A 15,520-nucleotide genomic window follows, 5' to 3' on the forward strand; every position below is an offset into this window, starting at 1 on the left:
ATGTTTATTAAAGATAAATATGGAAGAACATTCGGTTCGCTTAGAGTGAGTCTTACAAATGTCTGCAACTTTTATTGTACATATTGTAGAGAAGAAAATTCTCTATCAAAGAATAATGGACTGAAAGTTCTTGACTACAAGAAAATTTCCGAGATAGTTATTGTATTAAATAAACTATTTCATTTTAAGTCTATTCGATTAACTGGTGGTGAACCTACATTATATAATAATCTAATTCCTTTTATTGAAAGATTAAGATTACATAACATTGATAACATTAAGATTACAACTAATGGATTTCTCTTAAAAAAAATAGCACAAAATTTATCAGATGCGGGAGTAAAAGAAATCAATATTTCATTAGATGCAATCGAATCAAAAATATTTTACTTGATAACAAGAATTGATGCATTAGATAGAGTAATTGAAGGAATAGAAGAATCACTTAGAAATAATATCTCTGTAAAAATAAATTCAGTTATTATGAGAAATATTAATGAAAATCAAATAATTCCATTGTTAGAATTTGGGATATCAAAAAATATCAAGATTCGGTTTCTGGAATTAATGAAAATGGGGCATCTATACTTTAAAGAATTCGATAAATACTATTATTCTACGAATGAACTTTTGAGTGTAATTAATAGTAAGCATTTGATTGTTAAGTCTTACAGAAGAGCAAATGCTACTGCTAAATATTGGCAAATTGAAAATGGTTATGAATTTGGAACTATATCAAACGAATCACATCCCTTTTGTTCTGATTGTGACAGATTAAGATTAGACTGTTATGGTAATATTTATGGCTGCATAAGCAGTGAAGTAAAAGAAAACATTGCAAAAATTATTTATGATGAAAATTTACTTAAGGATAGTTTAATAAAAGCACTAAATCAAAAACAACCTATAAAATTTATAGGCTGTGCAACACCAATGATTGCTATAGGCGGTTAATAATAAAAAATCAACGGGATTAACATGAAAGTGACTATAAAAATATTTGCAAATCTTAAAGATTATTTACCAGAAGAATTTCAACTTATGATTGACGAAGGTAGTTCTATAGAACAATTGAAAAATTTATTAATTAATAAACAACCACAAATAAAAAACATATTAGTTAATTCTCGCTTTGCTATAAATGAAGAATTTGTTGATGATAATACAATCATCAAAAAAAATAATACTATTTACATCATACCTCCAGTAAGTGGAGGATAATATGCAGTATTTAAATAGAAGAAAAATTGATGTAAATAAATTTTTATCTGAAGTGGAAAATTTTAATGGAGGTGCAGTTGTAATCTTTTGTGGAAAAATCCGGCCAAATAATAAAAATAAATCCGTGAAATACATTTTATATGAATCATATATATCAATGGCAGAAAAAATGATTAAAAATATTTTAGAATCAGCTATTATAAAGTGGAATCTTTTATATGCAAATGTAATCCATAGAATTGGAAAAGTTAATGTAAATGAAATTGCAGTAATTGTAATAACACAACACAATCATAGGTTAGAAGCATATATGGCTAATCAATATATCATAGATAAAATTAAACATGAAGTTCCAATCTGGAAATGCGAATATTATAATGATGGAACATATATGTGGCTGCCAAATTCCTAAACGAAAATTTTTATTATAGCTTAATAAGAAATAAAAACAATATGAAAGGTAAATAATATGATAAAGCTGACTCCAAATGGAAAAATGAAAATTGTAGTAGTTGGCAATGGTATGGTAGGCTATAAATTTTGTGAAAAGTTAATTGAAAAAGTGGGCAATGCATACTTTGATATAATAGTTTTTGGCGAAGAACCAAGAATAGCATACGATAGAGTTCATCTAACAGAATACTTTAAAGATAGAAATGAAGATAAACTTATTCTTGCCCCCCTAAAATGGTATAAAGAAAATAATATAACTATACATATTAATAATCCAGTTATTTCAATCAATCCTGAATTAAAAATTGTTAAAGCAAAAAATGGCTTAGAGGTGAGTTATGATAAATTAATCTTAGCTACTGGCTCTTTCCCATATGTTCCACCTATACATGGCAAAGAAAAAGAAGGTGTGTTTGTATATAGAACAATTGATGACTTAAATAAAATTATAGATTACAGCAAACATGCAAAAATTGGTGCAGTATTAGGCGGAGGTTTATTAGGCCTTGAAGCAGCAAAAGCATTGCTGGATTTAAATTTAGAAACACATATAATTGAACATTCACCTCGATTGCTACCACGTCAGGTTGATAATGAAGGAGGAAAAATTCTTAATTCGAAGATAGAATCTATGAACATTAAAGTTCATCTTAATAAGTCTGCCAAAGATATTGAAGGCAATAACAAAATCGAAAAAATTATTTTCACAGATGGAACACACTTAGAAACAGATATATTGGTAATTTCTGCTGGAATTCGTCCAAGAGATGAATTAGCAAGACAAGCTGGATTAGTAGTTGGCGATAAAGGTGGTATTGTAGTTAATAATTTTTTACAAACATCTAATCCCGATATTTATGCAATTGGAGAATGTGCTTTACATAACAATACAATTTATGGACTTGTTGCCCCTGGATATGAAATGGCAGATGTTGTGGTTTCTCATTTAACCGGCGGGAATAAAAAATTTATCAATTTTGATATGTCTACTAAATTAAAATTAATAGGAGTAGAAGTTGCAAGTTTTGGAGATTCATTGGGTAATAAAAGTGAACATCATTCAATTGTTTATAAAAATTATAATAAAGGACTTTATAAAAGATTAAATATTTCGCCTGATGGTAAATATTTATTAGGAGGTATATTAATAGGCGATACAAAAGATTACAATAAACTTTTGCAAATTTATAAGAATAAATTAATCCTACCAGTAAATCCAGAAGAATTGATATTTGATAATGTTGCTGTCAATAATGATAAAGGCTTTGGTGTATCTTCTTTACCTGATGATGCAATAATATGTTCTTGTGAAAATGTGTCAAAAGGGAAAATTTGTAATGTAATTAAAGAAAATAATTTGAGCGATATCGGTTCAATAAAAAAAATAACGAAAGCTGGAACAGGTTGTGGTGGCTGCACTTCAATGCTAACTGATTTATTAAATGATACATTGAAAAAAATGGGAGTATACAGAAAGAAAATTTTATGCGAACATTTTGATTATTCTCGTCAACAATTATTTGACCTTATTCGTTTTCATAAAATAAAATCTTTTGATGAATTAATTGCTCGCTATGGCAAAGGTCATGGCTGTGAAATTTGTAAACCTGCTGTAGCTTCTATGTTATCAAGCATCTGGAACGAAAATGTACTCGATAAAAAACACAGAACTTTGCAAGACACTAACGACAGATTTTTAGCTAATATTCAAAGAGGTGGAACTTACTCAGTTGTTCCAAGAATACCTGGAGGAGAAATTACACCAGATAAATTGATTACTCTTGGTCGTGTTGCAAAGAAATATGGATTGTATTGTAAAATAACCGGTGGACAAAGAATTGATATGTTTGGCGCGCAATTAAATGATTTACCAAAAATTTGGAAAGAATTAATTGATGCAGGTTTTGAAAGTGGTCATGCATATGCAAAGGCTGTAAGAACTGTCAAAAGTTGTGTTGGTTCTACATGGTGTCGTTTTGGAGTTCAAGATTCAGTTAGCTTTGCAATAAGAATCGAAAATAGATATAAGGGAATTAGAGCACCACATAAGATTAAAGGTGGTGTTTCAGGTTGTATTCGTGAATGTGCTGAAGCTCAAGCAAAAGATTTTGGGATAATTGCAACAGAAAAAGGCTGGAATCTGTTTGTATGTGGTAATGGAGGTGCTAAACCTCAGCATGCTGTTTTGTTAGCAGCAGATTTAGATGAAGAAACCTGTATAAAATATTTAGACCGGTTTCTTATGTTTTATATCCGTACAGCTGATCCTTTAACTCGAACTGCAACATGGCTTAATAATCTGGAAGGAGGTATTGAATATCTTAGAGATGTTATCATTAATGATTGCTTGGGTATCTGTGATGAACTGGAAAAAGAAATGGAAAAATTAATTGCTTCATATAAATGTGAATGGAAAGAAGCGATCGAAAATGAAACTATAAAAAAACAATTTAGATATTTTATTAATTCGGACGAAAAGGATTCAACATTAGCTTTCAAAGAAGTAAGAGGACAAAAGATTCCTGAAGGCTGGGGAAATATTTACAGTCTCGATAAAGTGTAATTTTTATTGAGGAATTATTATGGAAAACAAAGTAATTGCAATTTTAGAAAATAGAACGAGTGAACAGTTAGCAAATCTAATCAGAAAAAATGAGGGAATTCCTTTCTTAGCCCCGGCAATTTCTGAAGTACCTGATATTAATACTAATGAACTTATTAATTTAATAACTAATTGGGATTTTATGCCGCCTCATATTTTTATATTTCAAACCGGTGTAGGAGTAAAGTTTTTATTTGAGGCTGTAAAAAACATAGGACTGAATGATAAATTTTTCTATCATCTAAACAAAGCAAAAATCATTGTACGTAGTAATAAACCTGCTGCTGCGTTGAGAACATACAATGTTAATCCTACGGACTATGCCAAAGAACCATTTACTACATCTGAAGTAATTATTGAACTAATGAAATACGATTTAAAAAATAAAAATATAGTAATACAAAACTATGGGGAAAAAAATGAATTATTACTAAAAACAATTGTCGAAAAAGGTGGAAATGTTACAGAAATTACATCTTACAAATGGGGTTTCCCAAGTGATATACAACCATTGATTGGATTAATGGATGCACTTGAAAAAAATGAGATAGATGTTGTAGCATTCACAAGTGCTGCACAAGTAAGTAATTTATTTACTGTTGCTAATAAACTAAACAGAACACAAAAATTAAGAGAAAATTTAAATAGAACATTAATTGTATCGATAGGACCTGTATGTTCATCAGCACTTAAAAATTTTGGAGTTAATATTACCAAAGAATCTAACCCGCCCAAATTAATGTATCTTATAAAAGCAATTAATGAAGTAATTCAAAAGAAGTGATTTACCACACTACCTAAATTTTATAATAAGAATAAATACACATTAATTAACAAAGAAAGGGGGATATATATGATAGATATAATTGAAAAAAAAATATGGATATATGCCTGCTCGGTAAATGATGTGCCAGAAAATGGTGGTGTATGTGTAAAATATGAGGATAAACAAATTGCATTATTTAATTTTACTTCTCGTGGTGAATGGTATGCAGTACAAAATTTATGTCCTCATAAAAATCAGTTGGCTTTATCAAGAGGGATAATAGGTGATAAAAATGGAGAACCTAAAATAGCTTGTCCGTTTCATAAAAAAAATTTTTCTCTTATCTCGGGATATAATCTTGATGGAGAAGGTTATGAAATTGACACATACCCAGTTAAAATAGAAAATGGTAGAGTATATATCGGGATTGATGATGAATGATTTATAACAATTATTTGAGTTAGTTAATTAAAAAATTATTAATGAAAAATATCTAAGAAATTCATTGCTATAAAGTGAAAAATTCTTTTACTGGATTTTATTTTCTGTTATATCAAAAATAAGTATTATAATCATTGGGAATATAATAGATGCGATTCAGCTTTAATAAAATATTTGACAAAAGATATAAGATGCAATAAATTTAATTATCAAATAATAAAGAGTAATTCCGTTAGGGGTGCCCAAAATTCTGGGCTGAGATTAAACCCTTGAACCTGAACTGGGTAATACCAGCGGAGGGAAACGGAAAGAAATTTTATAGCCGTTTTCCTCTTCAATTAAAAGGAAACGGCTTTTTTATTAAATAAATATCACAACTAGGAAAATGGAAAAAAAAATTTACATAGTCGGGGGAGGAATAATAGGATTAGCAGTTGGCTGGCAATTAATACGTAATGGAAAAAATGTTGAAATATACGAATCTCATTCAGCTGGTAAAGCAGCCAGTTGGGTTGCTGCAGGTATGCTGGCTCCTTATGCGGAATCGTATTTTGAAGGATTAGAACTTTTTGAACTTTGTAAAGAAAGTCTTCGCCTTTATTCAAAATTTCTTGACGAATTAAAAGAAGATTCTGGTATTTCTTTGAACCTTGATAAATGCGGAACTTTAATTATTGCTTTTAATAGAGATGATGTTGAACGAATCCAGCGTCTTTATAATTTTTATGTTCAAAATCAATTTCCGGTTTATTGGTTAGATGGTGATGAAGCACGTGAGATAGAACCCCTGTTATCTCCAAAAACTATTGCTGCCCTCTGGATTCCTGATGAAGCTCAAATAGATAATCGCGCTTTAATTGAAGCATTAAAAATAGCATTTGTAAAACGAGGGGGGCATATTTACGAAAATAAACTTGTTGATGAAATAAAATTAAACAATAATAAAGTTGTAGGAATTAAAGTTAATAATTCTTTTTTAGATACATCCAATAGTGTAGTTATATTGGCTGCTGGTTCCTGGTCAAAAAAAATAAAGGGATTATCGGAAGAAATACTTCCACCTGTTAGACCAGTAAAAGGACAAATTATTTCATTAAGTATGAATGACTCTTGCAAATTAACTCATATAATACGAGCTCCGGATGTCTATCTTACACCAAAATCAGATGGAAGGCTTTTAGTAGGTGCATCGAGTGAAGAAATGGGTTTTGATCTTACTCCAACTGCTGGAGAAATAATGTGGCTTTTGAGACGTGCATGGGAAGCAGCTCCATTTGTATATGAACTTGCTATAAGTGAATTAAGTGTGGGGTTGAGGCCTGGAAGCCGTGATAATGCTCCTATAATAGGTAAATCAAAGATTGAAAATTTGTATTTTGCTACAGGCCATTATCGTCATGGAATTCTTTTAACACCTATAACTGCTTATGGTATGAAAGAATTAATTATGACTAATACAATTATTGATTATATAAAACCATTTCAACCTTCAAGATTTTTTTAAAATAATATTTGTAAAAAGGTATCTGCTATGAAATTAATTATTAATGGAGAAGAGAAAATAATAAATATAACTAATGAAAATCTTTCACTTGAAGAACTCCTAACTTATTTGAACATAAAAAATAATCTTAATGGTATAGCAATAGCAGTAAATGAAAATGTTGTCAAAAAAGATGATTGGAATAAACCCATAGTAAAATCAGGTGATGTAATTGAAATAATCCATGCAGTTCAGGGTGGTTAAATATTTGTTAAATATTTTTTTAATTAAAAACTAAGAGAAGGTTATGAGTGAATTAATAATTGCCAATAAAAAATTTAATTCGAGGTTAATTCTTGGTACTGCAAAGTATCCTAGCCCTCAAATTATGTTAGAAGCATTAAAAGCAAGTGAAACAGAAATTGTAACAGTTGCTATTAGGCGTATAAATCTGAATAATCCTTCGAATGAAAATTTGGTTCAACTATTGGTCGATAATAATTTTTTTATAATTCCTAATACTGCTGGTTGTTATACTGCAAAGGAAGCTATTTTGACAGCACAACTTGCTAGAGAAGCACTAAAAACTAACTGGATTAAATTAGAAGTTATAGGTGATGATGAAACACTTTTCCCTGATATACCAGAATTACTTAAAGCTGCAGAACAATTAATAAAAGATGATTTTATAGTTCTTCCGTATTGTAATGATGACCCTGTAACGTGCCGTAAATTAGCAGATTTAGGTTGTGCAGCTATAATGCCTTTAGGAGCTCCTATTGGTTCAGGAATGGGTATTCGTAATCCGTATAATATTCAGATTATTCGTGAATTGATTAATTTACCTTTAATAATAGATGCAGGTGTTGGAACAGCATCAGACGTTGCAATTGCATTTGAACTTGGAGCTGACGGTGTTCTATTAAATACCGCAATAGCTTGTGCACAACATCCAATCAAAATGGCTAAAGCTATGTGCAATGCTGCCAAAGCTGGACGTTTAGCTTTTGAAGCTGGCCGTATTCCTAAGAAACTTTATGCTACAGCTTCAAGTCCTGTTAATGGCATCATAGGTAGAAATGTTTAAGATTGACTTTAAATTATATCTTATAACCAATCGAAAATTATGTTCAAATTTATCACTACAAAATGTAATTGAACAAGCAGTTGAATCTGGTGTCAAAGCTGTTCAACTTCGGGAAAATGATCTATCAGATGATGAACTCTTAAACTTGGCTAATCAAATTTATTCTGTTACTTCTACCACAAATGCAAAACTTTTTATTAATAATAATATTGATATTGTAATTAAAACAAATGCGCAAGGTATTCATTGCAAGGAGAATGGATTATCTATTAAAATAGTTAAAAAACGTTTGCCAAAATGCATTATTGGTGTAAGTGTACACTCGTTAAGAAGTGCTTATCAGGCTGAATTAGATGGTGCAGATTTTATTGTCTTTGGACCAATTTATTCAACTCCATCAAAAATAACTTATGGTCCACCTCAAGGTATAGATAAACTTCAAGAAATTACTTCATCTATAAAATTACCTGTTTTTGCAATAGGAGGTATATCCCCCGGAAAAGCAAAAGAATGTCTTGATGCAGGAGCGTTTGGTGTAGCTGTCGTTTCTTCAATAATGTCATCTAATAATATTCCTAAAGTTATTGAGGAATATAAGGAAGTTCTCGGGGAATTATAATGAGTATTTATATTATAAAATTAATTAAGGTGATATTTTTGATTATACGGATTTTTTAATAATGAGTAAAATAAAAAGTAATATTTAATTATTATATTCAAATAGTATATATCATCATTATAACAAGTTTTTTAATCTCTATGTTTTTTTCAATTACTTCATTGGATATTAATAAAAATTATTTTGTAGAATTAGTACTGAAATATTTGGATGAATATAAAAGTGAAGTTTGATTGAATGTTTATATATAAAAAAATCATGAAAAAAGTTATTATCATAGGTGCTGGTTTTGGCGGCTTAACTGCTGCAAGATCATTAAAAAATTCTGATTGTGAAATTTTATTAATCGATAAAACCAATCATCACTTATTTCAACCTTTATTATATCAAGTAGCTACTGCTGCATTATCGCCTGCAGATATTGCTGCTCCTATTAGGTCTATTGTAAGTAAGCAAAAAAATGTTACCGTGATTTTATCGGAAGTAAAAAAAGTTGATCTTGAAAATAGAAAAGTACTTGTAAGTGTTGGAGAAGAGCAAGAGATAATGAGAGAGTATTTTTATGATTATTTAATTTTAGCTGTGGGCTCAAAACATTCATATTATGGGAAAGATGAATGGGCTAAATTTGCTCCAGGTTTGAAAACAATTTCCGACGCACTTTATATTCGTGAAAAAATGCTTTTGTCTTTTGAAAAAGCAGAATTGCTTAATGATGAATCAGAGATTCATAAATATTTAACTTTTGTAATAATTGGAGGTGGACCAACGGGAGTAGAGCTGGCTGGAGCTATTGCAGAAATAGCGAAGAAAACAATGCTGAAAGATTTTAGAAAGATTAATCCTGCTAAGACAAAAATCATTTTAGTTGAAGCCGCAGATAGAATTCTACCTGCAATGGATGAAAGGTTGAGTTATTCTGCAATGCAGTCACTACAAGAATTGGGTGTGAAAGTTTTGCTTAATACAAAAGTAACTGATGTTAATAAAAATGGTGTGAAGGCAGATGATAAATTTATTGAGACATATAATGTAATCTGGGCTGCAGGTAATACAGCCGAGCCTCTTACTAAATCATTGAATGTAGAACTTGATAAAAGTGGCAGAGTAATTGTTGAAAAAGATTGTTCAATAAAAAATTATCCAGAAGTATTTGTAATTGGAGATGCTGCTCATTTTGAAGAGAATGGTAAACTATTGCCGGCTATTGCTCCAGTTGCAATTCAACAAGGTAAGTATGTATCTAAAATTATAAGTAAACAAATTCCATTTAATGAGAGAAAACCTTTCAAATATTTTGATAAAGGAATAATGGCTACCATAGGAAAAGCAAGAGCAGTTGCACAAATTGGAACTCTAAAGTTCAGCGGATTTATAGCCTGGCTTTTGTGGGTTTTTGTTCATATTCTTTATTTAATTGGTTTTAGAAATAGATACAGCGTTTTAACAGAATGGATTTGGCTTTATATTACTAACCGCAATGGGATAAGATTAATTACACATAAGTTAGAAGAGACAAAATGGAATTGAGAATTCAGAATAAATATTTATATGAGCATTACTTACCAATTTTTATAATTATTCAGTTCTATAAATAATAAACTGCAGAGTTCGCAAAATCGTAAAATTTTTTTATTTCTCGTAAAGTCGCAAAGCCGAAAATTTTTATTCGCGTCTTTTATTCTATGCTGCATTGCTTGAAATTATTTTTAGAGATTCTTCGTCGTCACGATTAATCGGGACTCCTCAGAAAGACTTCGTTTAGTTTTTCAATGCTGAATTTAATCAATTATAATAAACTAATATCCAATCTAAGTTTCCTTGAAAATTTTTTTCAATTTTTCTTTCAACATAGAAAGTCGCCAAGTATTCGCAAAAAACACCAAGCAAGCAAAGATTTTATACAAGCAAGCAAAGAATATAAACTAAAGAATATTTGCAATGTCAATCTTACTTAATCAAATTAATCTGATATCATTTAAAAAAGGCAGCGTGGTTCTTACTTCAGTTACTTTGTTTAAGTCAATTTCACATGTTATAATTTTTTCTTCATTTTCATTAATTATAATTTCATTTCCCATTGGGTCGAATACTGCACTAAAACCATTGTATTTGCAAAATAGGTCTTCCCCAATTCTATTTACTCCAATCATAAAGCATTGATTTTCAATTGCTCTTGCTTTAAGTAAACATTTCCAGTGTTCAATTCTATCAATTGGCCAGTTGGCAATATTGATTATAATTTCTGCTTTTTGTTTTGCATATAATCTAAAAAGTTCGGGAAATCGAAGATCGTAACAAATACTCAATCCAATTTTTGTTTGGTTAATTTTTGTTATAACTGGTTCATCTCCTCCAGCATAAAACTTATCTTCTTTTGTATACGAGAAAGGATGAATTTTCCTATAATATGCAGCTATCAATCCTTCTTTGCTTAGGTGAACCAATGAATTAAAAAATTTATTATTATTCTTTTCAATTATTCCAAAGAAAATATTTGTTTTAAGTTTAGAAGCCAGAGATAAAAAATATTTCATACCAGTTCCATCAATCTCTTCAGCATAAATATTGCTGTGCATAGTAAAACCTGTGAGTGTCATTTCCGGGAAAATTAACATATCAACATTTTCAGATAATTCATTTAATAATTTTTCAATTTTCTGAATACTTTCTTCTTTATTTTCCCATGCTGGTGAGAATTGTACTAATCCTGCTTTCATTGTTATTTTTCATTTTTGATATTGTAAAAAATCTTTTTACAAAGATATAGGAAATTTTTTATTTCATTAATAATGTTCTAAAAAAATCTGTGTTTTTTGATATTAATTTTTAATTTGATGTTCAAAAAATATTATTCTGAGAAAAGTTATGCTCAATTATATCTGGTTTGCTCTTTTAGCGCTTGGAATTGGAACTGCTCTTGCTTTAGATATAATTGACTTATCTACAAACAAATATAAAAATGGTGAACAATTAAATGTAATTTGTCAATTTGATGAAAAAATAGTTGACGAAAGGAAATCATTTAATTCTACTCTTAATATCACTTCAAAAACTTTTAATGATTTTTATAAATCAAGTATTCATAGTGATATCGAACAAAAAGTTAAATTAACAAAAACAGAAAATCAGAATACCTTTCAACTTTATTTCAAAATTAAAAATGATTCTCCAGAAATCTGGAAGACAATTGCAAAATCATCAGGCAAAGAAGATGATGTGACTGGAAAGTTAGTTTTACAAAATAAAATTGATTCAACTCATTATTCAGCTTCTGTGTATTTAGAAAAAGTTTCTTTCATAAAGATGAAGGAAGTTACGAATGCGGTGATTGAATATGCTTCAACAGCTGTAAAGATTGCATTAGGATTAATTGGCATAATGGCACTTTGGCTTGGGATTATGAAAATTGCTGAAGAATCAGGAATCATAAATATTATTGCAAAGGCTGTTCGTCCTTTAACTAAATTCTTATTCCCAGATGTTCCTCAAAATCATCCTGCAATTGCTTCAATGATTATGAATATTTCTGCTAATATGCTTGGACTTGGAAATGCAGCAACTCCATTTGGATTAAAAGCAATGGAAGAACTTGACAAACTAAATCCAAATAAAGGAACTGCAACTAATGCAATGTGTACTTTTCTTGCAATTAACACTGCTGGATTAACATTGATTCCTGCAACCGCAATAGCTGTTCGTGCAGCTGCAGGTAGCAGCAATCCAACAATAATAATTGGGACATCATTTTTTGGTGCGCTTTGTGCAACTATTACAGGAATAATTGCAGCTAAGACTTTAGAAAAATTTCCAATAAAATTTAATCAAGTAAATTCATTAATCAGAGTAAATATAAAATCAATTATCATCGCATTTTCAATTTTAGCTGGATTAATTTTTTTATTCTTCTTTGCAAAAAATTATTTGGGAGAAATTAATATCAGCTTAATCAAAAATTTTATAGAAATATTATCTGTACTTGCAATCCCATTGATAATCATAATTTTTGTTGTCTATGGTTTGGTAAAAAAAATAAAGATATATGAAACATTTGTCGAAGGTGCAAAGGAAGGATTCAACATAGCAGTAAGAATTATTCCTTATCTTGTTGCAATGTTGATTGCAATTGGAATTTTTAGAGCAGGCGGCGCAATGGAATTTTTAATTATAATTCTATCTCCATTCACTAATTTAATTGGATTTCCTGCAGAAGCATTGCCTATGGCATTAATGCGTCCGCTTTCTGGAAGCGGTGCACTTGGAATTATGTCCGAAATTATTTCAGTTCATGGTCCTGATTCTTTCATAGGAATTCTAGTTTCTACAATTATGGGAAGCACAGAAACAACATTTTATGTACTTGCTCTATATTTCGGTTCAATAAATATTAAAAGAACGAGACACGCAGTTGCTGCAGGAGTACTAGCAGATATTGCAGGTATTCTCGGTGCTTTCTTTATTGTTAAATTAATTTTTGGATAAAAATGAAAAAGAAAGTTTTTATAACTCAAAAACTTGTTGGTAATATTGAATCATTTCTCAAAAAAAATGGACTTGTAGTTGACACATTTGAAGAAGATAGATTAATCACAAAAAGTGAATTAATTCAACGAGCATCTGATGCAGATGCTTTAATTTGTTTGTTAAGCAATAAAATTGATAAAGATGTAATTGACAATCTTTCAAAATGTAAAATCATTGCTAATTATGCTGTTGGATATAATAATATTGACATTGAATATGCAAAATCAAAAAACATTATTGTAACAAATACACCTGATGTTCTAACTGATGCAACTGCAGATATAGCAGTATCACTGATACTTGCTTGTGCAAGAAGACTTCATGAAGGCAACAAATTAATGCGCGAAGGAAAATTTGATGGCTGGAAACCGTCATTATTGCTTGGTTATGATATCAAAGAAAAAACAGTTGGAATAATTGGGGCAGGAAGAATTGGAACAGAAGTAGCAATTCGAATGAAAGCATTCAAAACAAAAATTATTTATTTCAATCGTTCGAAAAATGAAAAATTAGAAAAGTTGACTGATGCAAAGAAAGTAAGTTTGAATTATTTATTAAAAAATTCAGATATAATTTCAATTCATGTTCCACTTACAGAAAAAACTTTTCACTTATTGAACAAGGAAAATCTTTCTTTGCTAAAAAAAAGTGCAATAGTTGTTAATACTTCGAGAGGAGAAGTTATTGATGAAAAATATTTAATCCAGTTACTCAAAAAGAAAAAAATATTTTCTGCAGGATTTGACGTTTATGAAAACGAACCCAATGTAAATCCAGAACTTTTGAAACTTGATAATGTATTTTTATTGCCTCACATAGGGAGTGCAACTTATGAAACACGCACAAAAATGGCTTTGCTTGCTGCTCAAAATGTAATTGAAGTTCTAAAAGGAAATAAACCAATAACCCCAGTTTAATTATAAATTAATTGTTTGTAGAAACTGTTTTTAATAAGTATTTTTCGTTTAAGTAAAATGTAAGATGTAAGAAGTCAGAAGTTAGAAGTCAGAGGTCAGAGGTCAGAAGTTAGAAGTCAGAGGTCAGAGGTCAGAAGTAAGAAGTAAGAAGTCAAAGGTCAGATGTAAGAAGTAAGGAGTCAGAAGTCAGAAGTCAGAAGTAAAAAGTAAGAAGTAAAAAGTAAAAGATCATAAACTAATTTTCATAAAAAAATGAGAATAGGAATTCCAAAAGAAATAGCAAGAGAGGAAAAAAGAGTGGCTATTGCACCTGCTGGAGTAAACACACTTGTAAAAGCAGGTCATACTGTTTTTATTGAAACAGGGGCAGGTCTTGAAAGTCATTTTACTGATGATGAATACCGTTCTGTTGGAGCGAATATTGTCTACAATGCAGAAGAAGTTTATCATCGTTCAGAGATGATTGTCAAAGTAGCCCCTTTAACAGAAGAAGAAGCTGATTTACTGCAGGAAGAACAAATTATCTTTTCATTTCTTTATCTCGCAGTAGGTAAGAAAAGCATTATTGAAAAACTTATTGCAAAAAAAGTAACTGCAATTGCATACGAGCTTATTGAAAAAGATGAGCAATTACCTGTTTTACAATCAATGAGTGAAATTGCTGGACAATTAGCCATTTCTGTTGGAGAGAGATTTCTTGGAAGTGACTCTAAGTATGGAAGAGGAATTTTAATGGGGGGAATTGCTGGTGTGGCGCAGGCTGCAGTTGTAATTATTGGGGCTGGTGTTGTGGGTTTTAATGCAGCAAGAAGTGCTTATTCGCGCGGTGCACATGTAATTGTTCTTGATAAGGATTTAAGAAAACTAAAAAGAATTAATGATTTTATTTCAAAAAGTATTACAACTGTTGCAGCTAATCATTATACAATTACAAGAGGTGTTAAATTTGCCGACCTTCTTATTGGGGCAATTCAAATAAAAGCTGGTAAAACTCCTCATATCGTAACTGAGGAGATGGTTAAGTCAATGAAAAAAGGAGCAGTTATTATTGATGTTTCAATTGACCAGGGGGGATGCATTGAAACAAGCAGACCGACAACAATTTCAGACCCAATTTTTGTTATGCATGATGTAATTCATTATTGTGTTCCAAATATGCCTGCACTTGTTTCAAGAACAGCAAGTTATGGATTAACAAATGCATCAATTGATTATATCACAGAAATTGCAAATAATGGATTATCAAGAGCATTATTGAGTGATGCTGGTTTATCTAAAGGTGTTTGTACTTATAATGGTTATTGCACAAATGAAATTATTGCAGAAGCTTTTAATCTTGAATACAGACGGCTTCATATTTTCCCGACCAATTAATTTGGTTCACCATTTTATTTGGTAAAATAAAAA

15 protein-coding genes and 1 riboswitch are annotated in these 15,520 nt (G+C 30.2%); of the genes, 14 read left to right on the forward strand and 1 reads right to left on the reverse strand.

Going from position 1 to position 15,520, the window contains the following annotated elements:
- The 11 genes from AC27L2_RS11530 to AC27L2_RS11580 all read left to right on the forward strand — a co-directional run bounded on the left by AC27L2_RS11530 (position 1) and on the right by AC27L2_RS11580 (position 10,202).
- Entirely contained in the window at positions 1-954 is a 954-nt protein-coding gene (locus tag AC27L2_RS11530) for a GTP 3',8-cyclase MoaA (RefSeq protein ID WP_487211907.1), read from the forward strand.
- A 24-nt stretch (positions 955-978) separates the two neighbouring features.
- Positions 979-1,221: a MoaD/ThiS family protein gene (locus tag AC27L2_RS11535; protein WP_487211908.1), complete on the forward strand. Its 243-nt coding sequence runs from the start codon at positions 979-981 to the stop codon at positions 1,219-1,221.
- A 1-nt stretch (position 1,222) separates the two neighbouring features.
- The gene (locus AC27L2_RS11540) at positions 1,223-1,633 is read left to right on the forward strand and encodes a molybdenum cofactor biosynthesis protein MoaE (protein ID WP_487211909.1); all 411 of its coding nucleotides are present in this window, start codon (positions 1,223-1,225) and stop codon (positions 1,631-1,633) included.
- Between the two features lie 57 nt (positions 1,634-1,690).
- Entirely contained in the window at positions 1,691-4,237 is a 2,547-nt protein-coding gene (gene nirB / locus AC27L2_RS11545) for a nitrite reductase large subunit NirB (protein ID WP_487211910.1), read from the forward strand.
- 19 nt (positions 4,238-4,256) lie between these two features.
- Positions 4,257-5,060 carry a uroporphyrinogen-III synthase gene (locus AC27L2_RS11550; RefSeq protein ID WP_487211911.1) on the forward strand — a complete coding sequence of 268 codons (804 nt, stop codon included), beginning with the start codon at positions 4,257-4,259 and terminating at the stop codon, positions 5,058-5,060.
- Positions 5,061-5,129: 69 nt separating this feature from the next.
- Positions 5,130-5,483 carry a nitrite reductase small subunit NirD gene (gene nirD / locus AC27L2_RS11555; RefSeq protein WP_487211912.1) on the forward strand — a complete coding sequence of 118 codons (354 nt, stop codon included), beginning with the start codon at positions 5,130-5,132 and terminating at the stop codon, positions 5,481-5,483.
- 224 nt (positions 5,484-5,707) lie between these two features.
- A riboswitch (TPP riboswitch) is annotated at positions 5,708-5,802 on the forward strand.
- Positions 5,803-5,868: 66 nt separating this feature from the next.
- Positions 5,869-6,987, forward strand: coding sequence for a glycine oxidase ThiO (gene thiO / locus AC27L2_RS11560; RefSeq protein ID WP_487211913.1), 1,119 nt, complete (start codon positions 5,869-5,871; stop codon positions 6,985-6,987).
- Between the two features lie 27 nt (positions 6,988-7,014).
- Complete coding sequence (gene thiS, locus AC27L2_RS11565) at positions 7,015-7,230, forward strand: sulfur carrier protein ThiS (protein WP_487211914.1); 216 nt, start codon at positions 7,015-7,017, stop codon at positions 7,228-7,230.
- Positions 7,231-7,273: 43 nt separating this feature from the next.
- On the forward strand, positions 7,274-8,053 hold the full coding sequence (gene thiG, locus AC27L2_RS11570) for a thiazole synthase (protein WP_487211915.1): 780 nt from the start codon (positions 7,274-7,276) through the stop codon (positions 8,051-8,053).
- Positions 8,046-8,672 carry a thiamine phosphate synthase gene (gene thiE / locus AC27L2_RS11575; protein WP_487211916.1) on the forward strand — a complete coding sequence of 209 codons (627 nt, stop codon included), beginning with the start codon at positions 8,046-8,048 and terminating at the stop codon, positions 8,670-8,672. Before thiG ends, thiE begins: the two co-directional genes overlap by 8 nt.
- Positions 8,673-8,930: 258 nt before the next feature.
- On the forward strand, positions 8,931-10,202 hold the full coding sequence (locus AC27L2_RS11580) for an NAD(P)/FAD-dependent oxidoreductase (protein ID WP_487211917.1): 1,272 nt from the start codon (positions 8,931-8,933) through the stop codon (positions 10,200-10,202).
- Between the two features lie 428 nt (positions 10,203-10,630).
- Here the strand turns inward: AC27L2_RS11580 and AC27L2_RS11585 are convergent, their stop codons facing one another.
- On the reverse strand, positions 10,631-11,392 hold the full coding sequence (locus AC27L2_RS11585) for a nitrilase-related carbon-nitrogen hydrolase (protein ID WP_487211918.1): 762 nt from the start codon (positions 11,390-11,392) through the stop codon (positions 10,631-10,633).
- Between the two features lie 148 nt (positions 11,393-11,540).
- On the opposite strand from AC27L2_RS11585, the gene AC27L2_RS11590 reads away from it, so the two are divergent.
- The 3 genes from AC27L2_RS11590 to AC27L2_RS11600 all read left to right on the forward strand — a co-directional run bounded on the left by AC27L2_RS11590 (position 11,541) and on the right by AC27L2_RS11600 (position 15,487).
- Entirely contained in the window at positions 11,541-13,154 is a 1,614-nt protein-coding gene (locus AC27L2_RS11590) for a nucleoside recognition domain-containing protein (protein WP_487211919.1), read from the forward strand.
- Between the two features lie 2 nt (positions 13,155-13,156).
- Entirely contained in the window at positions 13,157-14,113 is a 957-nt protein-coding gene (locus AC27L2_RS11595) for a 2-hydroxyacid dehydrogenase (RefSeq protein WP_487211920.1), read from the forward strand.
- 252 nt (positions 14,114-14,365) lie between these two features.
- A complete protein-coding gene (locus tag AC27L2_RS11600) occupies positions 14,366-15,487 on the forward strand; it encodes an alanine dehydrogenase (RefSeq protein ID WP_487211921.1) in 1,122 nt (373 codons plus the stop codon).
- The last annotated feature ends 33 nt before the right edge of the window (positions 15,488-15,520 follow it).

It is taken from the genome of Rosettibacter sp. KY25 (genome assembly GCF_057554405.1).